At 57.7% G+C, this 21,242-nt stretch carries 19 protein-coding genes and 1 tRNA gene; 7 read left to right on the forward strand and 13 right to left on the reverse strand.

Features of this window, described 5'->3' with window-relative positions:
* Window positions 1-106: 106 nt before the first annotated feature.
* Both ACESMW_RS12385 and lipA read left to right on the forward strand, forming a co-directional pair.
* A complete protein-coding gene (locus ACESMW_RS12385) occupies window positions 107-1,384 on the forward strand; it encodes an O-acetylhomoserine aminocarboxypropyltransferase/cysteine synthase family protein (RefSeq protein ID WP_372987338.1) in 1,278 nt (425 codons plus the stop codon).
* A gap of 130 nt (window positions 1,385-1,514) precedes the next feature.
* Window positions 1,515-2,564 carry a lipoyl synthase gene (lipA, locus tag ACESMW_RS12390; protein WP_372987339.1) on the forward strand — a complete coding sequence of 350 codons (1,050 nt, stop codon included), beginning with the start codon at window positions 1,515-1,517 and terminating at the stop codon, window positions 2,562-2,564.
* 104 nt (window positions 2,565-2,668) lie between these two features.
* Here the strand turns inward: lipA and ACESMW_RS12395 are convergent, their stop codons facing one another.
* Window positions 2,669-3,112: a Spy/CpxP family protein refolding chaperone gene (locus ACESMW_RS12395; protein WP_372987340.1), complete on the reverse strand. Its 444-nt coding sequence runs from the start codon at window positions 3,110-3,112 to the stop codon at window positions 2,669-2,671.
* A 241-nt stretch (window positions 3,113-3,353) separates the two neighbouring features.
* Here ACESMW_RS12395 and ylqF point away from each other — a divergent pair, with 241 nt between their 5' ends.
* From ylqF to fnr, 3 genes are all read left to right on the forward strand, one after another.
* Window positions 3,354-4,241, forward strand: a complete 888-nt coding sequence (gene ylqF, locus ACESMW_RS12400) for a ribosome biogenesis GTPase YlqF (protein WP_372987351.1) — start codon at window positions 3,354-3,356, stop codon at window positions 4,239-4,241.
* A gap of 118 nt (window positions 4,242-4,359) precedes the next feature.
* On the forward strand, window positions 4,360-5,568 hold the full coding sequence (gene fabB / locus ACESMW_RS12405; protein ID WP_372987341.1) for a beta-ketoacyl-ACP synthase I: 1,209 nt from the start codon (window positions 4,360-4,362) through the stop codon (window positions 5,566-5,568).
* A gap of 134 nt (window positions 5,569-5,702) precedes the next feature.
* A complete protein-coding gene (gene fnr / locus ACESMW_RS12410; RefSeq protein ID WP_113860961.1) occupies window positions 5,703-6,452 on the forward strand; it encodes a fumarate/nitrate reduction transcriptional regulator Fnr in 750 nt (249 codons plus the stop codon).
* Between the two features lie 86 nt (window positions 6,453-6,538).
* Here the strand turns inward: fnr and ACESMW_RS12415 are convergent, their stop codons facing one another.
* Window positions 6,539-7,414, reverse strand: a complete 876-nt coding sequence (locus tag ACESMW_RS12415; RefSeq protein ID WP_372987342.1) for a sugar nucleotide-binding protein — start codon at window positions 7,412-7,414, stop codon at window positions 6,539-6,541.
* 162 nt (window positions 7,415-7,576) lie between these two features.
* Here ACESMW_RS12415 and ACESMW_RS12420 point away from each other — a divergent pair, with 162 nt between their 5' ends.
* Entirely contained in the window at window positions 7,577-7,933 is a 357-nt protein-coding gene (locus ACESMW_RS12420; RefSeq protein ID WP_372987343.1) for a hypothetical protein, read from the forward strand.
* A 14-nt stretch (window positions 7,934-7,947) separates the two neighbouring features.
* Here ACESMW_RS12420 and alr read toward each other — a convergent pair whose 3' ends face one another.
* The 8 genes from alr to rnr form a co-directional block, all read right to left on the reverse strand.
* On the reverse strand, window positions 7,948-9,024 hold the full coding sequence (gene alr, locus ACESMW_RS12425; RefSeq protein ID WP_372987344.1) for an alanine racemase: 1,077 nt from the start codon (window positions 9,022-9,024) through the stop codon (window positions 7,948-7,950).
* Entirely contained in the window at window positions 9,024-10,430 is a 1,407-nt protein-coding gene (dnaB, locus tag ACESMW_RS12430; RefSeq protein ID WP_092005082.1) for a replicative DNA helicase, read from the reverse strand. The genes alr and dnaB overlap by 1 nt, the downstream gene beginning before the upstream one ends.
* Before the next feature lie 138 nt (window positions 10,431-10,568).
* Window positions 10,569-11,015, reverse strand: coding sequence for a 50S ribosomal protein L9 (rplI, locus tag ACESMW_RS12435; RefSeq protein WP_092005084.1), 447 nt, complete (start codon window positions 11,013-11,015; stop codon window positions 10,569-10,571).
* A 20-nt stretch (window positions 11,016-11,035) separates the two neighbouring features.
* The gene (locus ACESMW_RS12440; RefSeq protein ID WP_372987345.1) at window positions 11,036-11,902 is read right to left on the reverse strand and encodes a hypothetical protein; all 867 of its coding nucleotides are present in this window, start codon (window positions 11,900-11,902) and stop codon (window positions 11,036-11,038) included.
* Window positions 11,903-11,927: 25 nt separating this feature from the next.
* A complete protein-coding gene (gene rpsR / locus ACESMW_RS12445) occupies window positions 11,928-12,158 on the reverse strand; it encodes a 30S ribosomal protein S18 (protein ID WP_008937282.1) in 231 nt (76 codons plus the stop codon).
* A gap of 25 nt (window positions 12,159-12,183) precedes the next feature.
* On the reverse strand, window positions 12,184-12,600 hold the full coding sequence (rpsF, locus tag ACESMW_RS12450) for a 30S ribosomal protein S6 (protein ID WP_372987346.1): 417 nt from the start codon (window positions 12,598-12,600) through the stop codon (window positions 12,184-12,186).
* Between the two features lie 246 nt (window positions 12,601-12,846).
* Entirely contained in the window at window positions 12,847-13,584 is a 738-nt protein-coding gene (rlmB, locus tag ACESMW_RS12455) for a 23S rRNA (guanosine(2251)-2'-O)-methyltransferase RlmB (RefSeq protein ID WP_092005093.1), read from the reverse strand.
* A 36-nt stretch (window positions 13,585-13,620) separates the two neighbouring features.
* Entirely contained in the window at window positions 13,621-16,125 is a 2,505-nt protein-coding gene (rnr, locus tag ACESMW_RS12460; protein WP_372987347.1) for a ribonuclease R, read from the reverse strand.
* A 261-nt stretch (window positions 16,126-16,386) separates the two neighbouring features.
* Here rnr and ACESMW_RS12465 point away from each other — a divergent pair.
* Window positions 16,387-16,473 (forward strand) — tRNA-Leu (locus ACESMW_RS12465).
* A gap of 231 nt (window positions 16,474-16,704) precedes the next feature.
* On the opposite strand, the gene ACESMW_RS12470 is transcribed toward ACESMW_RS12465, so the two are convergent.
* From ACESMW_RS12470 to ACESMW_RS12480, 3 genes are all read right to left on the reverse strand, one after another.
* Window positions 16,705-18,030 carry a TniQ family protein gene (locus ACESMW_RS12470; RefSeq protein WP_372987348.1) on the reverse strand — a complete coding sequence of 442 codons (1,326 nt, stop codon included), beginning with the start codon at window positions 18,028-18,030 and terminating at the stop codon, window positions 16,705-16,707.
* 64 nt (window positions 18,031-18,094) lie between these two features.
* Window positions 18,095-19,231 carry an ATP-binding protein gene (locus ACESMW_RS12475; RefSeq protein WP_372987349.1) on the reverse strand — a complete coding sequence of 379 codons (1,137 nt, stop codon included), beginning with the start codon at window positions 19,229-19,231 and terminating at the stop codon, window positions 18,095-18,097.
* Window positions 19,231-21,156 carry a Mu transposase C-terminal domain-containing protein gene (locus tag ACESMW_RS12480; protein WP_372987350.1) on the reverse strand — a complete coding sequence of 642 codons (1,926 nt, stop codon included), beginning with the start codon at window positions 21,154-21,156 and terminating at the stop codon, window positions 19,231-19,233. The genes ACESMW_RS12475 and ACESMW_RS12480 overlap by 1 nt, the downstream gene beginning before the upstream one ends.
* Window positions 21,157-21,242 lie beyond the last annotated feature (86 nt).

Raw genomic sequence — 21,242 nt, forward strand, 5'->3', positions numbered from 1 at the left:
TTCTTATAACAATATGACGTTTGGAACTGTGCTCCGGTTCCATTCCCTGTGGCATACTCGGTGTCCTGATCCAATCAAGAATAATCCACCAGCAAGGAATGTTGCGATGAAACCGGAAACTCTCGCCCTTCACGCAGGCTTCAAGAGCGACCCGACCACCAAGGCGGCCACGACGCCAATTTACCAGACCACCTCCTACACTTTCGACGACACCCAGCACGGTGCCGATCTGTTCGACCTGAAGGTTCAGGGCAACATCTACACCCGCATCATGAATCCCACCAATGCGGTGCTGGAGGAGCGGATGGCAGCCCTGGAAGGCGGCATTGGCGCTCTTGCCGTGGCCTCCGGCATGGCGGCAATCACCTACGCCCTGCAGACAATCTGTCGCGTGGGCAACAACATCGTCAGCACCAGCCAGCTTTACGGCGGCACCTACAACCTGTTCGCCCACTCCCTGCCCAACCAGGGCATCGAGTGCAAGATGGTAGCCCACGACGATTTCGAGGCCGTCGAGAATGCCATCGACGACCAGACCCGAGCCCTGTTCTGCGAATCCATCGGCAACCCGGCCGGCAACGTGGTGGATATCCAGAAGTGGGCAGAGATTGCCCACAAGCATGGTATTCCGCTGATTGTGGACAACACGGTAGCGACCCCGTTCCTGTGCCGGCCGTTCGAGCATGGCGCGGACATCGTGATTCACTCCCTGACCAAGTACATCGGCGGCCACGGCACCACGGTTGCAGGTGTGGTGGTGGACTCCGGCAAGTTTGACTGGAAAGCCAGTGCCGACAAGTTCCCCATGATGAACGAGCCGGATCCCTCCTATCACGGAGTGGTGTACACCGAAGCCCTGGGCGACGCCGCGTTTATCGGTCGCTGCCGGGTGGTACCGTTGCGCAACACCGGCTCGGCGCTCTCCCCCTTCAACGCCTTCCTGATCATGCAGGGCCTGGAGACCCTGGCGCTGCGCATGGAACGCCATTGCGAGAATGCGGAGAAAGTCGCCCGGTTCCTGCAGGATCATCCCGCCGTGGAATGGGTGAACTACGCCGCCTTGGCCAACAGCCCCTACAAGGCCACCTGTGACAAGATCTGCGGCGGCAAAGCCTCCGGCATCCTGAGCTTTGGCATCAAGGGTGGCCGTGACGCCGGCGCGAAATTCATCGACGCTCTGGACATGATCCTGCGCCTGGTGAACATCGGCGACGCCAAGTCCCTGGCCTGCCACCCGGCCACCACCACGCATCGCCAGCTGAACCCCGAGGAATTGAAGAGCGCGGGTGTCAGCGAGGACCTGGTACGCCTGTCCATCGGCATTGAACACGCCGATGACATCATTGCCGACATTACTCAGGCCCTGGAAAAATCCCAGGCTTGATTTATCTCATCCGGGTACGACCAATGTCGTGCCCGGACACCCCGTGATTGCCCGTACCTGCCTTGTAACCACGCCCTCCGCGCATTAACCTTTAGAGTTCTCCATACCTTTTTATGAGAGTCTCCGGTCAATGAGCGAAAGCGCAAAACCCCGCGTCACCAGTGGTACCAAATTCCGCAGCGAGCATGGATTCTCCGCCATCAAGGACGGCGTCAAACGGACCGTCTCCGCAAGCACGGAAGAAAAGCCGGTGGAGCGCAAGCCCAAGTGGTTGCGGGCACGCATGCCCGGCGGCGAGCGTTATGATGCGGTGCGCCGCAATGTCAGCGAACACCGCCTGAGTACCGTGTGCCAGGAATCCCATTGCCCGAACATCGGCGAGTGCTGGACCAATGGCACCGCAACCATCATGGTTATGGGTTCGGTGTGTACCCGTGCCTGCAAGTTCTGCGCAGTGGATACCGGCAACCCCAAAGGCTGGCTGGACCCGGACGAACCCGAGAATACCGCCAAGTCGGTGGAACTAATGGGGCTCCGCTATATCGTGCTGACCTCCGTCGACCGGGATGACCTGCACGATGGCGGCGCCGCCCACTATGCCGCCTGCGTGGCCGCAATCAAGCAGCGCACTCCGGAAGTGGCGGTGGAGGCACTGACCCCGGATTTCGATGCGGTGATGAGCGACGTGGAAAAGGTCGTGGACTCCGGGCTGGACGTATTCGCCCAGAACGTGGAAACGGTCAAGCGCCTGACCAGCCGCGTGCGCGATCCGCGGGCAGGCTACGAGAAAACCCTGAGTGTGCTGGCCCATGCCAAGAAGCACCGGCCCGACGTGCTCACCAAGACCAGCCTGATGCTGGGTCTGGGCGAGACCGAAGAGGAAATCCTCGAGACCATGGATGACCTGCGCGCGATTGGTGTCGATATCCTCACCCTGGGCCAGTACCTGCGCCCTACCCCGAACCATCTGCCGGTGGAGCGTTACGTCACCCCCGAGGAGTTCAACCGCTACCGTGAGATCGGCCTCGAGAAAGGCTTCATGGAAGTGCCTTCCGGCCCGATGGTGCGCTCCAGCTACCGCGCCGACAAGGTGTTCGACAAGAACAACCTGGGCCTGGCCGTGCCGGAAGTCCCCAAGCCGGACAACGCCATGCAGATCCCGGTGAAGGCCGTCGACTGACAGACGATCTTCCATAAAAAATCCCCCGTACGGACAGCTCCGACGGGGGATTTTTTATGCCAACTCCGGCCCGGGTGCTCCGTGGCCGGGGTTGTGGGCCGTGATTACTGGCCCTGCTTCTGTTGCTGCTGCATCATCTGACGCTGCTGCTGCATCTGCTGCATGCGCTTATCCAGCTCGTCACGCTGTTCCTGGGTAAACACGCTGTCCACCTTGGCCTGCATGAGCGTGGAAAGCGCGGCAATTTCACCGGTCAGGTCGCCCAGCTCTTCGGCATTCTCACGGATCGCCGCTTCGTCATAGTCGGCCTTGATCTCTGCCTGCATCTGCTGCTGGATCTGCTGAGCTTCCTGACGCAACTGACCGATCTTGCCCTGCATCTCGTCAAGGATGCCACGGATTTCTGTCTGCTGGTCATCAGACAGGCCTACCATCTGCGCCAGCTGATCCACCTGGTCCGGCTGGCCGCCAGCTGCCTGCTGTGCGAAGGACGGGGCGGAAAAGCTCAGTGCCACAAGGGCGGTTCCCAGGAATTTTACAAGCTTCATAAACATCTCCGTTTTGGGGTGGCCACTACCAGAAAACCACCAAAAGTCATTAATTTCACGGTTCAGGTGGTACACCCTAAAACATCCGGACGGGGAATTTCATCCCGATGTCCCCCTTTTTTGTACACACATCTCACGCGACTGCCCTTGAACCCGCCGCACACGCGGATTCAATGAAATGTGAAACTTTATCCATTCCCCTTCATAATGGCGCCGACCGAACACTGCCGGAGTACAAATGATGGCGATTAACTGGTTTCCAGGGCACATGCACAAGGCCCGCAAGGAGATCAAGAAGGTAATGCCCCAGATGGACCTGATCATCGAGGTCCTGGATGCCCGCATTCCTTTCAGCAGCGAAAATCCGCTGGTCCCGTCCCTGCGTGGCGATACACCGTTGATCAAGGTCCTGAACAAACGCGACCTTGCGGACCCGGAGATCACCGAGCGCTGGCGGGCGTGGCTGGAGAAGGAGCGCGGTGTCCGTGCCATCACCCTGACCCACAACCAGCGTGGCGAGGCCCTGGACATCCTCAAACTTGCCCAGCAGATGACCCCGGACCACGACCGCCAGAAGAGTGCACTGAGGGTGATGATCCTGGGCATACCCAATGTCGGCAAATCCACCATCATCAATACCCTGGCCGGCCGGTCCGTGGCGAAAACCGGCAACGAGCCTGCCGTCACCCGGGCCCAGCAGGCCATCAAACTGCCGGGCAACATCCTGCTCTACGACACCCCCGGATTTCTCTGGCCCAAGCTGTCACCGGAGGCCTGTGGCTACCGCCTCGCCATTACCGGCGCCATTCGCAGTGCCGTGCTGGATTTCGAGGATGTTGCCCTGTTCGAGGCCGATTACCTGCTTGAGGCCTACCCTGAACTCGTCCGGACCCGCTATGGTCTTGCCGAGTTACCAGCGGACGGCATCGGTCTGATGGACGCCATAGCCGGGAAACGGCGGTTCTTCGCCCGGGGCGGCATACCGGACCTGCACAAGGTGGCCGAGGTGCTACTGAACGAATTCCGCTCCGGCACCCTGGGCCGGATCTCCCTGGAAACACCGGAAATGGTTGAACGGGAAGCCCGGATTGCTGCCGAAGAGAAGGCAAGAAAGGCCGAAAAGAAATGAAAACTTCAGCTCCCCGTACCAAGGTCAAATATAACCGGGGAGGCAAAGGGCCTACACTGTCAAATATTGTCAATGTCTTGCTGGCTTGCCGATCGGCTGCCACTGAAGGAGGAAGAACATGAGACGCGTCGTCGTCACTGGTATGGGTATCGTTTCCTGTCTGGGGAATTCCCTGGAAGAAGTGCTGGACAGCCTGCAAAACGGCAAGTCCGGCATCCGTTTCAATGAGACCTACAAAGACAAGGGTTTCCGCAGCCAGGTTTCCGGATCTGTTGACGTAGACACCTCCGTGATCGATCGCAAGGTACGCCGGTTCATGGGCCCTGCCGCCATGTACAGCTACCTTTCAATGGAGCAGGCCATTGCCCAGGCCGGTCTGAGCGAAGAGCATATCTCCAATGATCGTACCGGTCTGATCGCAGGATCCGGCGGTGCTTCCTGCTCAAGCCAGGTGGAAGCCACGGACACCATGCGTGAGCGCGGCGTGAAGCGCATCGGGCCCTACATGGTGCCCCGGATCATGACCAGCACCGTCTCCGCTTGCCTGGCCACCGCCTACAAGATCCGCGGCGTGAACTATTCCATGTCCTCGGCCTGTGCCACCAGTGCCCACTGTATTGGTCACGGCATGGAACAGATCCAGTCCGGCAAGCAGGACATCGTGTTCGCCGGCGGCGGTGAGGAGGAAGACTGGAGCCTCACCATGATGTTCGACGCCATGGGCGCGCTCTCCACCAAATACAACGACGCTCCGGAAACAGCTTCCCGGCCGTTCGACAGCGGTCGTGACGGCTTTGTCATCGCCGGCGGCGGCGGCATGGTGGTGCTCGAGGAATACGAGCATGCGAAAAAACGCGGAGCCAACATCATCGCCGAACTGACCGGATACGGTGCCACCTCCGACGGTTACGACATGGTTGCCCCCTCCGGCGAGGGCGCCAAACGCTGCATGGAGCAGGCCATGGCCACCATTCGCGGCAAGGTCCAGTACATCAATGCCCACGGCACCAGCACCCCGGTGGGCGACGTGGCAGAGATGGGCGCGGTGAAGAATACCTTTGGCAGCGAGATTCCGGCCATCTCCTCCACCAAATCCCTGTCCGGGCACTCACTCGGTGCCGCCGGCGTCCAGGAAGCCATCTATTCACTGCTGATGCTGCAGAACGGTTTTGCTGCCGGCACCAAGAACCTGCTCGATGCCGATGAAAAGATCCGGGATCTGCCTATTGTGGGCCCCGAGGCCCGGGATATGTCGCTGGATTGCGTTATGTCGAACAGTTTCGGCTTCGGCGGCACCAACGCCTCGCTGATCTTCGAGAAGGTCTGACTGTCAGTGGTGGCGGTTCCAGGCCGCCACCACTGATAAATTTCTGGCCCGCCATGCGATTGATCATTGGCAAAAGGTGCTATACGTATTAAGGTACGAGGTTGATATGGATCAATTTGGACGGTTCATCCGCTATGGCGCAAGCAATCCCGATTCGTAAGAACTCGCCCCTCAAAGCCTCGTGCCACCAGTGCAGCCTGAGCAATCTCTGCCTGCCCCTGGCCATTGAAGAAAACGACCTCGAGCGCCTGGAAGACATCGTCCAGCAGGGACGAATCTTCAATCGTGGTGAGCATATCTTTGATCAGAGCACTCCGTTCCGTTCCTGTTTTGCGGTAAAGAGCGGCTCCATCAAGACCTCCATCATTACCGAAGGTGGTGAGGAACAGGTCACAGGCTTCTTCATGCCCGGTGAGCTGGTAGGGCTGGACAGCATGAGCGGAGAGACCTACGCCTGCACGGCGAAGGCCCTCGAGCGAACCAGTGTCTGCGAGTTCCCGATCGAGAAGCTGGAAGAGCTGACCGGCAAGATGCCGGAGCTGCAGCACCACATGTACCACCTGATGAGCCAGGAGATCCAGAACAGCCATCAGCTGGCCATGCTGCTGAGCAAGAATACCGCGGAAGAGCGCATTGCCGCCCTGCTGCTGTCCCTTTCCAGCCGCTTCCAGCGCCGCCGGCTATCGCCGACCAATTTCAGCCTGCCAATGGCCAGGAACGATATTGCCAACTTCCTGGGCCTGGCGGTGGAGACCGTAAGCCGCGTGTTTACCCGCTTCCAGAACCAGGGCCTGATCCGGGCCCGCGGCCGGGAAGTGGAACTACTGGACGTGGAAGCCCTGCAGACAGTGACCCGGGAGTTTTCCCGCCAGGGTTGCCAGTAAGACCCTTAACGCAGGGTCAGAAGATCTAGGACGGGGTCAGAAGAAAGCCTTCTTCTGACCCCATTTTCATCGACGCTATCTTCAATCTACCCGGCCGTCTCCGTGGCCTCCTTCTCTTCCCGCTTCTTCAGCATCGCCAGCTCCTCCACCAGCCCTGAGCGCCACGGCTGCTGCTTGATACCAAAGGTATTGCGGATCTTGGTACAGATCATCGTGGTATTCACCGGCTCCAGGTGGCCCCAGTCCGGGACCTCATCGACCACCCGTATTCCTTCGGGAATACCGGGCAGACCGGCGATTGCCAGACCCAGCTCATAGAGGTTGATTTCCTCGGCACCGGCATACTGATAGGTACCCCATACCTCTGCACCACAGTCCAGTTGCAAAATGACCGCAGTCATGACCCGGGCCAGGTCCTTGACGGCAACCGGCTGCCCCCGACACCGCCCCGGCAGCGATAAGGTTTCGCCTGCGGCCGTGCTGGCCTGTACTTTGCGAATGAACCGGACCAGGCTCCAGCCGGTGCGCAGAATGATGTGCCTGGGGAGCAACGAACGTAACGCCTGCTCACACTCCCATTGCCAGTTTCCCAGCTCGTTCATCGGCTGGCCCGGATTGGAGGTGATGTAGCCGCTCTGCTTTCGGCCATCGAACACATAGCAGGAGGACAACTGGAACAGGGCGATGCCGTGCTCCCGGGCATACTCGGCCATGGCCACAGGCAACGAGAATGCTGCCTTGTGAGTGTCCTCAGGGTCCTTTTGCGCGACTTCCGGGTCCGCCAGCCACAGGGCGTTGACGATCAAGTCCGTGTCCTCGGGAATCCAGTTATCCAGGGCATTGAGGTCGGCACTGGCGGCGTCACTGACCAGCAGCGGACTGATCTGCAGGTGGGTTTCCCGCAGGCGCTCCAGCAGGACTTTCCCCAGGGGGCCGTAGTCATGGACAACAAGTACGTGCACGAGGAATCAATGCCTCCAGGTTTTCACTTGGGTGACGGTCGGCCCGAAACGATAAGGCCAATGGTTTGTTGGCCGGGCCTCTTAGAATAACACTCGGCCTGACACGCCAGCGTCTAATATCTTTGCTATCTCTTTCAAGAGCATACAACAACGGGAAGCCACATGCTGAAACAACAGAGCCATATTGTTGCGCCGATACGGGACGAACTCCGAACCCGTGCATTGTACACCGTGGGTGAACTCCGCGAACGCGGCAAGGCCGATAAAGAGGCAATCGACAAGCTTTACGAGCTGATTGTCGAACTGACCGAGGAAGGCCTGGACTTCTTTTTCCTGGAACCCCTGCGCCGCCTCAAGGCCAGCAGCATGATGCTGGGCATGGCGAAAATGGGCATCAGCAGTATGCTCAAGGGCAGCAAGATGGTGGTCCACAAGGTGCTGAAAAAGCTGGACGACCGCAGCCTTGCTGCCATCCTCGACTTCATCGAGGAGATCATTCACGAACCGGAGGCAAGCTAAGCTGCAGCCGGGCGTTACCGGTATTCCCGTGGTACCCGAGCGGTAATACCGGTCATCAGTTCATAGGAGATGGTGCCGGCGCAGACTGCAACCTCGTCCACGCCCACCGTCTCGCCCCACAACTCCACCCGGTCACCGGGCCGGGCATCCGGCGCGTTGGTGAGATCCACAGCCAGCATATCCATCGAGACCCTGCCGATCAGCCGGATGCGCTGGCCACCCACCGCGGCGGGGGTGTCGGTGCCGGCGTGTCTGGGATAGCCATCGCCATAGCCGATGGCCACCATGCCCATGGGCGTGTCCTGTTCGGCCACCCAGGCCGAGCCATAGCCCACGGCCTCCCCTGCCTTCACAATCCGCGTACTGATCAGGGGCGCTTCCAGGGTCATCACTGGCCTCAGGCCCAGCTCCGGACCAATCTTGCCGAGAGACGGTGAGCCGCCATAAAGCATGATGCCGGGACGACTCCAGTCGAACAGGGGCTGCCCGGAAAGAAAGTGCGCTGCGGAGTTGCCGACACTGCGCATCAGCTCCGGCCAGGCTGCCGTGCCCTCAACGAAACACTCGGTCTGCTCGGCCGTCCGGGAACTTGAAGGGTCATCCGCACAGGCAAAGTGGGTGACAAAGCCCAGCAGCCGGGGGCGGGCTCCCATGGTATCGATCGCCGCCATTACCTCGGGCAGCTCCGCCGGCCTGAAGCCCAGGCGATTCATGCCACTGTTCACCTTGAGCCAGAATTCCGGTTGTTCGCCGCACCGCTCAAACCACTTCAGCTGGGCCTGGCTATGCAATACCGGCTCGAAACCGTGAGAACTGCAGGCTGAGAGATCGCCTTCGTCGTGCACACCCTGCAGCAAGACCACCGGCTGCCGGAGCCCCGCATCACGGATGGCCAGAGCTTCTTCCAGACAGGCCACGGCGTACTTGGGCGCCATTTCCGCCAGCGCCAGCGCCACCGGCCGGATACCGTGGCCATAGCCATCGGCCTTGACCACGGCCATGGCCCGGGCGCTCCCGGCCAGTTTCTGCGCCAGGGCATAATTGTCCCGGAGCGCCTGTAAATCGATTCGGGCGATGGTGCTGCGGGGCATCAGTAGTCGTCACCGTAATCACTGTAATCGCCGTGGGCGAGGTCCTCGAACTTGGTGTACTTGCCAATGAAGGCCAGACGCACGGTACCGATGGGGCCGTTCCGCTGCTTACCGATGATGATTTCGGCGATGCCCTTGTCCGGGGTGTCCTCGTTGTAGACCTCGTCCCGGTACACGAACATGATGACGTCGGCATCCTGCTCGATCGCGCCGGATTCCCGAAGATCCGAGTTCACCGGCCGCTTGTTGGGCCGCTGTTCCAGGCTCCGGTTCAGCTGTGACAGGGCCACCACCGGGCAGCTCAGCTCCTTGGCGATGCCTTTCAGGGACCGGGAGATCTCCGAGATCTCTGCCGTCCGCCCCTCGGTGTTGCCGGGTACCCGCATCAACTGCAGGTAGTCCACCATGATCAGGCCCAGCTTGCCGTCATTCTCGCGGGCGATACGGCGGGCCCGGGAACGCATTTCCGTGGGGCTCAGTCCCGGGGTGTCATCAATATACAGGGGCTTGTCCTTGAGCAGGCTCACGGCGGAGGTCAACCGGGGCCAGTCATCTTCCTCGAGCTTGCCGCCCCGGACCTTGGTCTGGTCGATGCGCCCGAGAGAGGAGATCATACGCATGGCCAGGGCATCCGCCGGCATCTCCATACTGAACACCAGCACCGGCGTGCCGGTGCTGATCAGGGCGTTCTCGACGATGTTCATGGCGAAGGTGGTCTTACCCATGGAGGGTCGACCCGCCACAATGATCAGGTCTGCCGGCTGCATGCCGGAGGTCTTCTCGTCCAGATCCCGGAAACCGGTGGTCAGGCCGGTGGTCTGCTCACCGGACTCGAACAGCTCCTCGATCCGGCTCAGGGTCTGGGTCAGGATCGGGTTGATGGCCTTGGGGCCGGAGCCTTCCTTGTTACGGGATTCCGCAATCCGGAAGACATTTCGCTCCGCCTCGTCCAGGATTTCGTTACTGGTGCGCCCGAGGGGGTTGAAGGCGGAATCGGAAATCTGGCCCGACACCTCCACCAGCTGTCGCAGGATCGAGCGCTCACGAACGATGTCGGCGTAGGCGCGAATGTTGGCGGCACCGGGGGTCTTTTCCGCCAGCTCGGCCAGGTAGGACAAACCGCCTGCGTCCTCGATGTCACCGGCCCGTTCCAGAAACTCGGCCAGGGTCACCACGTCCAGCGGTTCGCTTTCACTGGCCAGGCGCTCGACGGCGCCGAAGATCAGGCGATGATCCTGACGATAGAAATCCGCGGCCGAAATGACCTCGGCGATTTCGTCGAACCGGCGGTTATCAAGCATCAGGCCACCGAGGACCGCCTGTTCGGCTTCCACCGAATGCGGAGGCACCTTGATGCGGCTGGTTTCCAGGTCAGTACTGGCAGGTTTCAGATTGGGCTTGGCCATAAGAACGCTTCAGGATTGGGGTAAGCTCAGGAACTGATAAGAATACCAGAAACAAACGGGCCCGAAACCGTCTCCGGTTCGGGCCCATTCAATCAAGCTCGGCCGGGTTGCCCCGACCCTACATTGACCTGCTACGGATCAGTCCGCAACAACCGCCAGCTTGACGGTTACTTCAACGTCAGAGTGCAGCTGAAGCTCAATGTCGTACTCGCCGGTCACGCGGATCGGACCTTCCGGCAGACGCACTTCGCTCTTCTCGACTTCAGTGCCACCGGCAGTGATCGCGTCAGCAATGTCGCGCACACCGATAGAGCCGAACAGCTTGCCTTCCTCACCGGCTTTGGAGCTGATGGTGAAAGAAGCACCTTCCAGGGCCTCGGCGCGAGCCTGGGCAGCGGCCAGTTTCTCGGCAGCCGCCTTTTCCAGCTCGGCACGACGCTCTTCGAACGCCTTCAGGTTTGCTTCGGTGGCAGGTACAGCCTTGCCGTAAGGAAGCAGGAAATTACGACCGTAACCGGCCTTTACCTTCACCTTGTCACCCAGGGAGCCAAGGTTTGCAACTTTCTCGAGCAGAATAACTTCCATCTCGTTAACCTCTTCGTGCTTTATTCAGCCGGCCCGGCAGGTTTGATACGCCCCCGGATATCCAGCCAGCTATCCACAAAAGCCAGAACCACTAACAGAATCATCAGGCTTGGGCCCAGCAGCAACAGCGCGATGTAGAACATCGCCAGCCAGTTCCCGCTCAGCTGTTTACGACCAACAACGCCATGAACCAGGGCGATACTCGCCAGGAACAGGGGTGTGCCCGCAGCCCAGGCCAGCAACATCGAGTTCAGGCCCAGGAGGGGACCAATCAACATGGTCACCGCACACAACACTGCCACCACCGGCGACAGCCGCAGGGCATGGAATTCCTTCCGAAAGCCACCGGGATTATAAAGCCCGGCCTGCCATGCCCTGGCCAGCATCGTCATACCCACGGCAGTTGCCAGGTAGGTACCCGCCATGCTGGCGTTCATCGTGTCCCGGATCACCTTCTCGAGATCGCTCCCGAGGGTGCGGGCCACTTCGGCGTTGTACTGTTCGTAAAATTCCACCCCGGCCTGAACCAGATCGTCCAGCAAACCGGGATAGAGCACGGGCAACATCAGGCCCGTGACAATCGCCAGAAAGCTCCCTCCGAGGAGGGCTCTTTCCCAGGACAGCGTGGTTCTGAGGATGTACGCCATCAGCATTGTCTGGAGCAAGACCGCCAGAGCCGTGGGATCCTGCCCGAACCAGCTCCAGCCAAGCGCCGGAAGCAATGCCCAGAGGCCGACACTCAGCCCCTGCCCGATACCCAGCCTGAGAATCACCAGGCCGACTACCGCTGCGCCTATCCAGAACAGCAGAGGTATCGCAGTGGTAACTGCCGCAACCCCGCCGGCCTGCAGGGGACCGCGCATTACAAACTGTGCGAGTGCACGCATGGCCCCAAATCCTGTTTATCTGTTATTAGTGATCGTGGCTGTCCGTATACGGCAGCAGTGCCAGGTAGCGGGCACGCTTGATAGCGGTAGCCAGCTGACGCTGATAACGTGCTTTGGTGCCAGTGATGCGGCTGGGCACGATCTTGCCGGTTTCAGTGATGTAGCCTTTCAGGGTGTCCAGATCCTTGTAATCGATCTCTTTAACACCTTCTGCCGTGAAACGACAGAACTTACGACGTCTGAAAAAACGAGCCATAACTTAACTCCTCAACTCCGGTTAATTACTCGTCTTCGTCCTGGGACTCGGACTTCTGACGGCTGTCAGACTCGGCAGAACGACGCGGACGGTCTTCGCCACCTGAACGACGGTCCTCACGGGACTCGGCGGCTTTCATCGGAGACATGTCGGTCACGGCTTCATCGCGACGCAGGATCAGGTCACGGATGATGGCATCGTTGAACCGGAAGTTGTGAGTCAGCTCGTCCATAGCGGCCTGGGAACATTCGACGTTCATCAGGACGTAGTGAGCCTTGTGGATCTTGTTGATCGGGTAAGCCAGGTGACGACGGCCCCAATCTTCCAGGCGATGTACCTTGCCGCCATCTTCAGTGATGACGCCGGTATAACGCTCGATCATTGCGGGCACCTGCTCGCTCTGATCAGGATGTACCATAAATACGATTTCGTAGTGACGCATGAGTTCTCCCTACGGTTTAAACAGCTTCCTTTTTCAACCGCGCGGCTTTTGGCCGCCCTGTTGAGCATGAAAGCAAGGAGGTGACAGCCTCGGACTGCCGGTTTCTTTTTGCTTTATCAATAAGGCTTTACAACGAAAGGCTTGATCAAAAGCGTGGCCTTACTGCCCGTTTGTTCAGGCAATAAAAAACCACCCCTTAAAAAAGGGGTGACGTATTCTAGGCGCCCAGCGCCTTCTGTGCAAGGGTTAACCAAGGCGCTGGCGCAAGGCCTCGTACAGACACACGCCGGTGGCGACAGAAACATTCAGGCTGTCCACGTGCCCCAGCATGGGGATGTTGATCAACTGGTCACAGTGTTCTTTCGTCAGCCGGCGCATACCCTTGCCTTCGGCCCCCATCACCAGGGCCACCGGACCCTTGAAATCGGCCTGATAGAGCGTGGCTTTGGCCTCGCCGGCAGTGCCGATCAGCCAGACGCCCTGCTCCTGCAGGGATCTCAGAAAACGCGCCAGATTGGTCACGCGCACGAACGGTACGGTTTCAGCCGCACCACAGGCAACCTTGCGGGCAACCGGGGTCAGGGACGCGGACTTGTCCTTGGGGACGATGACCGCCTGGATACCGACGGCATCTGCCGTGCGCATGCAGGCACCCAGGTTATGGGGATCGGTCACGCCGTCGAGCACCAGCAGAAACGGCGGCTTGTCGCTTTTTTCCAGCTGGGCCAGAAGATCACCCTCCGTCCATTCACGGCTCTCCGACACGGCAGCGACAACACCCTGATGAACACCGGAGACCCGTTCATCCAGTTCGCGGCGATGCACCACCTGCCAGCGCACGCCGAGGCTGTCCAGTGCATCGGTAATGGCCCTGACACGCTTATCCTGGCGCCCGGTCTGGATCCAGACCTGCTGCAATCTTTCCGGCTCGCGCTTGAGGACAGCCTCAACCGCGTGCCACCCGAATACAAATTCCTGGGACACTGATTCTGATCCTGTTTACGGGTTACTGTTCAGAACCTACTTCCGGGTTCTGCGCCGAGGCTTCTTGCCGGATCCGGCCTGCCCGGACTTGCCGGACTTCTTCTCGGCTTCGCGGGCGGCTTCGGCAACGAGCTTCTCCCTGGCACTGCCCTGCTTGCCCTTGGCAGGCCCTTTCGAGTCGGGCTTACCCTTGTTCCGGCCCCGGGCGGGTTTCTTGCCTCCCGCGCCACGGCCCTTGCCCTTGCCTTTTCCGCGCTCTTCGCGACGGGACATATCCAGCGCGTCCCGGTCCGCCTGGCGGCGTCTGGGCTGACTGACCAGTTCCAGATCGATCTTGCGATCTTCCAGATCCACCCTGACAACGCGCACCCGGACATCGTCCCCGAGCCGGAAGCTCACGGCCGTGCGTTCACCGATCATACGGTGCTTGGCGGAATCATGGTGGAAGTAGTCACCACTCAGGGTGGAGACATGCACCAGCCCCTCAATATAGATGTCCTCCAGGGCCACAAAGAAGCCAAAGGGCACCACCGCGGAAATCACGCCGTTGTATTCCTCGCCCACGTGATCCTTGAGGAACTCGCACTTGAGCCAGGCCATGACATCCCGGGTGGCATCATCCGCGCGCCGCTCGGTCATGGAGGTATGCTCGCCCAGCTGTTCCAGGCGGGCATAATCGTAGGGATATTCCGCCAGTTCCGGATCGGTGACCGGAGGCGTCACCACATCCTTCTTGACCTCGGGATTGTGGACCCGGGACTTGATGGCCCGGTGCACAATCAGGTCCGGGTAACGCCGGATCGGTGAGGTGAAGTGGGCGTAGCTGGCAAAGCCCAGACCGAAGTGACCACTCTCCTCCGGGCTGTATACCGCCTGGCTGAGGGAACGCAGCATCACGGTCTGGATCACGTCGGCATCCGGCCGATCGGCAATCTGGGACAACAGTTCCTGATAGTCCGCCGACGTCGGCTTGTCGCCACCGCGCAGCTGTAACCCGAGCTCGCCCAGGAACAGCCGGAGTGCCGCCAGCCGCTCTTCCGACGGGCCTTCGTGCACCCGGTACAGGGCTGGAGTCTTGTGCTTCTTCAGGAAACGAGCCGTCGCCACGTTGGCACACAGCATGCACTCTTCGACAATCTTGTGGGCATCGTTGCGGTGGACCGGAACGATTTCCTCAATCTTGCGATTCGCATCGAAGATAATCCGGGTTTCGGTGGTCTCGAAATCGATCGCACCGCGTTCGGTACGAGCCCGGCGCAGCAGCTTGTAGAGCTCGTAGAGATTATGAAGCTGCGGCAACACTTCTGAATACTGCTGGCTGAGCCGGTAGCCCGGTTCGGAATCCGGACGCTCCAGAATGTCACTGACCTTGTTGTAGGTCAGCCGGGCATGGCTGTGCATCACTGCCTGGTAGAAACTGTAACCACTGATGCGGCCGCTGGCGCTTAGAGTCATATCCGCGACCATGCACAGGCGGTCGACACCCGGATTCAGGGAACACAAGCCATTGGACAGCTTCTCCGGCAGCATCGGAACCACGTGATCCGGAAAGTATACGGAGTTACCCCGGTTCAGCGCCTCTTCATCCAGCGGCGTGCCCGGACGGACATAGTGGGACACGTCAGCAATCGCCACCAGCAGGCGGAACCCCCCGCGAGGGCGCGGCTCGCAATAGATGGCATCATCAAAGTCCCGGGCATCCTCACCATCAATGGTAACCAGCGGCAGATGCCGGATATCCACCCGGTTCTGCTTGTCCTTCTCTTCCACTTCCGCGGGGATGGCGGCGGCCTGCTCACCAACGGAGGGCGGCCAGCTATGGGGAATCTCATAGGAGCGGATGGCCACGTCGATTTCCATGCCCGGAGCCATGTGCTCACCGAGGATTTCAATCACCTTGCCCATCGGCTGGGTACGGACGGTCGGATGACGCAGGATCTCCACCACGACATACTGGCCTTGGTAGGCCTCACCCACATGTTCCTCCGGCACCAGAATCTCGTGATTAATGCGGGCATTCTCAGGCACCACGAAACTGATGCCGCTCTCCCGGAAAAACCGGCCGACAATCTGGCTGGTGTTGCGTTCAAGCACTTCGACAATCTTGCCCTCACGCCGGCCACGGTCATCGACACGATCCACGCGGGCCGCAACCCGATCGCCATGGAACACCTGACGCATCTGCCGGGCGGTGAGGAACAGGTCGGAGCCACCATCATCGGGAATCAGGAAACCGAAGCCATCCTTGTGGCCGGTCACCTTGCCGGTGACCAGATCGGCCTCTTCGATGGGCAGATAGGCTCCACGACGGTTACAGATCATCTGTCCGTCGCGACACATGGCAATCAGCCGGCGCCGCAAGGCCTCAATACCTTCCGGCGAGGTTTGCCCCAGTTCCTCACAAAGGGTCTCGTGGGTGGCTGGCGCCCCCCGGTCCTTCAGGTGCTTGAGTATGAATTCCCGGCTCTGGATAGGGTTGTCGTATTTCTGGGCCTCACGGTCTGCGTGAGGATCACCTTTGTCTTTCTTCCTGGAAACCATTCGGATCCTTGTTTCAAGGCCGCATCAGTGCGGCGGAATTTGAGTTTTGTTGCAGTATAACGTTGGTACGCCAATGCTGCCTAACAAGGGGGCATTTGATAGGCACAAATACCACCGAAATTTTTTTGGAGAAAATGTTTGACAGCCTCAGGGGGAATCATTAAAGTACGCGCCATCGGTTGAGGCACACACCTCAGCCAGCAACCAACGGCTTGAATTCCAAACAGAATTCAGTAGAATAGCTCAAGGTTGTAGTCACCTGCCGAGGTGGTGAAATTGGTAGACACGCTAGCTTCAGGTGCTAGTGGGGGCAACCCCGTGGAGGTTCAAGTCCTCTCCTCGGCACCATTTCCTTCCCCAGGAAATGGCATAGAATGTGGTTTTACTCATAAGCATTCCGATTCGGAAAATATATCCTTCTATCCGCCAATCTTATTGCTCCTGCCAAAGTCCAAGCGCCCTTGCCCTAAAACTGAAACCAATTATTAATCAATGCCTTACGGGAAAACGCCCAGTCATGGAAACGTTATGCTTCCAGATTTCCCACTCAATTTGCGCAAATTGAGGAAGTAAATTGCTTCAGGACGCCATGGCGTCATTCGCCTCACCCCACAACGACGCAAGAACCTCTACGCGAATCCTCGACATTTCTGCCATTGAATGACGCTTCTGTAGATCTTCCGGAAGATGGCTAGTGACATTTTTCCAAGATGGCGCTTCTCCTTCTTCAATGGTTGCAAGGACAGCCGCTTGAATTGCCTCTCTCAACTGCTCTGAGCGCGTCAGACTGAGCCCGTCCCGATACTCTTTGTAGAGATCTGAGACACGCCGGACCTTCATACCGAATAGGGACTCAAGGTAACCAACGGAGACGCCGAGAGAGGACGCTATTTTCGACCTTGAATGTGGGATCATTTCTCCGTTCAGAATGGCATCCAGATAACGATTGATTTGCTCAATCGAATGCGCTCGCCTGAGCAGTTTAAGCGACGGCTCTTCTTTACCAAGAACCTCCCCGTCAACGACTCGAAGCTCGCCTCGCGGGCAGGTCTTAATGTTCTTTCGGTTGGGACGGAGTCGCCGATGCTTACTTCGTTTTTGTGCCTCGATTACTCCGATTCTACCTACAAGAATATCAGCCCATGGCAGTCCAAAATGCCCAAAGACTTTCTCCACGCTGGATATAGCCGGCTTGGTCTCTCCGCTTAACCAGCGCTCCATGCAATGGCGATCAATTTTCAGGTAACGAGCTAAACGTGGTACGCCCTCATCGGAAAACAGCAGAACCAGTCGACTTAGCTCTGATATCAGGTGTTCTTCTGACACTTCAGGCGGCGGCTGGTTGAGCCCGGACACCAGAGAGCAAAAAACCAGGCTCTCCTCGTATTCCTCCTCTCCACAAACTACATAAAAACTTTCCGATAAGGATTTTTGACAGTAGTGGCAGTATCCAACGGGCACCTTCGTCGACAGATAAGGCTGAGACTCAAGGCAGTGATGGCAGAAATCCCTCAACTTGCATTTATGCTCCGAGCAATGCGACACCCGCTCCAGGCTCCACGCCAGTCGATCGAATCTCTCTCCCGATGAATCGTCTTCGTGATAACACTTCGGACACCATTGCTTTTTCTTTCTGATCAAACCTCGAGCACTGTGATCGACATAATCATGAAGATGCATCAGTGTCATCGCAGCAACAGTCTCAACAGGTAGGCCAACCAGTTCGGCGACCTTCTGCACAATGGCCCCAGACTTGCTCGTCAGCGAATTGAAACAGGTCGCAACCTCAGATTTGAGAAACCCTGAAGACTTGCCAACATCAATCGTTGAACTGATTAGCAACGCGGGTTTCACCGAGTGGTGCCAGGCGACGCGTCCCACATAAGAAGTGAGGGATTCTGTCATTTCGCCCTCGCCTCTGGGTGCTATGGCGCGGAAGGTACTCCTTGGATGAGCGCATAGGTACTCTTCATGATACATGGACTGGATCCCTCCCTGGCTTGCGAACACCTGGCAGCTGCCCCTTCGGACGACCACGTTTCGATTTCTGTTCCGCTGCGCCAGACATCTGAGAAGCACCGAGCAACTCGCGCCGAATCTCCTCTAAGTCAGGTTGACAGAAACTGTCTTCACCCTCCCTGATCTCCTCAACCATCCTTTTTATCGCTTTAAGCGGATGCATCGTGGCCTCAAAATGAGCCTGACTGAGGCTGTTAGCATCGGAGGCGAGCGCTCGCTTCATTGCTCGGTAGACCCAATCTTTCAGAATACCCACGCAGCCACAGCAGCCGATATAAAAATACTCGAGATTGGGCTTCAGCAACCTCTCATCAAGATTCATCGGCACATGGGCCAAAAGGCCGCTGTAGGCGTTGAAAAAAGACTGCTGATCGAGCTCAGAGCTGAAATCGTACCTCGGGAACTGTATGTAACTGGTGACCCGATTCATCTGGGCGCTCCAATCCATCATAAAGCAGAGCTCATAGGTCCCAACTCCTACCAGCGTGCAGCCAGTGCGCGAAGAAATGGATTTTAAAACGTCATAATACTGCTCGACCTTCCCAGTACCGTGTTTAAAGAGATGCTGCAGTTCATCCAGGATCAGTACTTGAGTCTTTCGGTCCTTGATGGCCTGTTCCATTTCGGTTCGTAGTCGAGCCACCGACATGTGCCCACCGGTCATTACATGACCTAGTTGGTGGTCTGTCGACGTTTTAATTTTCGATTTCTGATCGACCAAGGGTTCTCTCAGAGCAACCAGAACTTGCCGGTACAATTCTTTCCAATCGAAAGCGGCCTGCGATTCCATCCGAAGTTCAACACAAACGCAGGGAATGCATCCGGGATCTTCGTGCCACTGCGGCACCAGCTCGCGGTACACATAGTCAGTCAAGCGCTTTGCTAGCGTTGTCTTTCCAACACCGGTAGGACCCGCCGCGATAATCATGTGCTTGCCCGTCCTTTCCTGCAGTGCAGTCACGGAATCCTTAAACACACCACTCAACTTGTCATGCCGAAGCACGAAGCCTGAGTCAAAATAAGCGCAACGAACCTCATCACTAGCCTCGAATAAATCTGGTCGTACCTTTGTCTGGGGATGCCGCATCAAAAATCCTCCGGAATTGCCGCTGAATAGTCGATCTGAAAGGACAAAATCTCTGAATCCAACTCTGGTTCACTGGCGTTTTCATCGGGTTTAGGCGCACTTTTTAAATCAGCTTTGGCCACTCCTTTTTTTTGCTCTTGGAGTTGTTCCTGATCACGCGCCAGCTGGCTTATTGAGAGACTTTCCTCTGTCGACTGAACTCGCTCGAACAAGCCGGCGATCTGGCGCATGCTCTGGTTTCTTGACTGGGCAAAGTTGGCGGCTGTTTTCCGATGTTCTTCCAGAAGCGCGTATAGCTCTCTTTCGGTTCGCCCCCTGAAGACTTCGTAATGACTGATCACACGACACTTGTGCCAGGTCTTATTTGCAAAGGCATAAACATGGCCAACATCAAAAGGGTCGTACCGAACATCCACCTTTTGCTTATTGAGACTCGGAGATCGGAAGATGCTGTGCCAGTAATCCAGATGGTTAACGCGAATACCTGCTTTCGGATTGATGGAAACCTTGCCTCTTCTGGGCGGCGGAAAAGTTGAAATGATGAAGTCCTGGTTGTATTCCATGGCTCTGATCTTGCGACTACCATGCATAACGAAGCTCTGGTTGTATTGAAAACCCGGGCTACAGCCAAGAGAGGGATGCTCTCTCTCGGCAAAGCCCTCCAAGTAGTCGTCGAGAACGGAACTCAATGCTTCGAGAGTCCAGACGGCATTCTTTTTTGGATTCATATCAGCCGACATTTGACGAACATTCTTGGTTGGCTGGGTATTGCCTTTCAGTCGGTCGATCAACTGGGTATTGAGTGAACCGAAATAGCGCTCGATAAGCGCCCCATGTCGCGGCTTCCCCGTCCGGTGCTGTATGTTGCTCCTACCACGCGCCGCCAGGGATTCGAAATAAACGCTGTGAAATTCCTTTCCGCCATCGACAACGAACGAGGCAGGGAAATACCCTGTTTTTGCCACCATGCGCCGAACACCGATCATCAGGCTCCGGTAACTGGGAGGATCAAACATCAGCACAAAGCTCACGGGCATTCGGCTGTAGCCGTCCAAGAAAATGGTCAACCATGGCCTTCCCATGTTTCTGCCCGTGCGGCTGGAGACCAATTCAATATCCAGTTGAGTATGGTCGGTGTGGACAACATCCAGCGCAAACTTTCCGCTCAAGTCCCAACCCATCGATTGCGACAGGTTGCTACCACTTTCTTGCTGGTAAGCCGCTTTACTACCCTCACGCGAACGAACCCTTCTGACAGGATCAATGCGCTTGGCGTAGGCGTAAAAGGTTTTCTCGGACGTTGAGGGTGTTTGAGTGTCATCACTGGCTTTCAAGAACATTGCGTAAGCATGCGATAAGGGGGGAGCGTTCTTGTTGAGGAAATGCTCTTCAAGAACTCGATTGATCAGAGAGATCGTTGCAGGTGAAAGCCTGCTCGACCGATTTCCACGACCTGCAGTTTTGGGAAGCAGACCAACATATCCATCGCCAAGATTCGTCTGTGCAGCGCGAAAGCGAGATAGCCAGCTACGAATGGTTCGGTCCGACACCTGATTATTGGCAGCGACCTCCTCGATTGGACACCCATTATCAAGGGCCCTGAGTGCCGAATATCGCTGATTTGCCTTTGCAAGATCGTCTGGCCCCGCATGTCGTAACAGCTCAAGAACCTGACCGTTTTCCTCCGACTCTGTGTAAGCAATCCCTTGCAGAATTTGTTGTTCTAACAGGACCTTCGGAACGCATTTGATATAACCGCCATCTTCCTCGAGCTCGACTGACTCCGATTCCAAGGTCAGCACACGGTGCTTTTTGCCAAAAACATGTAACAGAGAACCCGGAGCAAGCTCCGCCGACCTCTTTTCAAGAAATGACTGGTCGAGCGCCTTAGCAACTTCTTTCGACCTAAAAATGTAGTGGTTCAATGATTCCGGACACCAACGTAGGTGGTAATATCACCACCATAAACGAGGTGTCTGATGACCAGAAAGCGACGTTCTTTTTCTCCTGA

It is taken from the genome of Marinobacter sp., assembly GCF_041690455.1.
Classification (GTDB): domain Bacteria; phylum Pseudomonadota; class Gammaproteobacteria; order Pseudomonadales; family Oleiphilaceae; genus Marinobacter.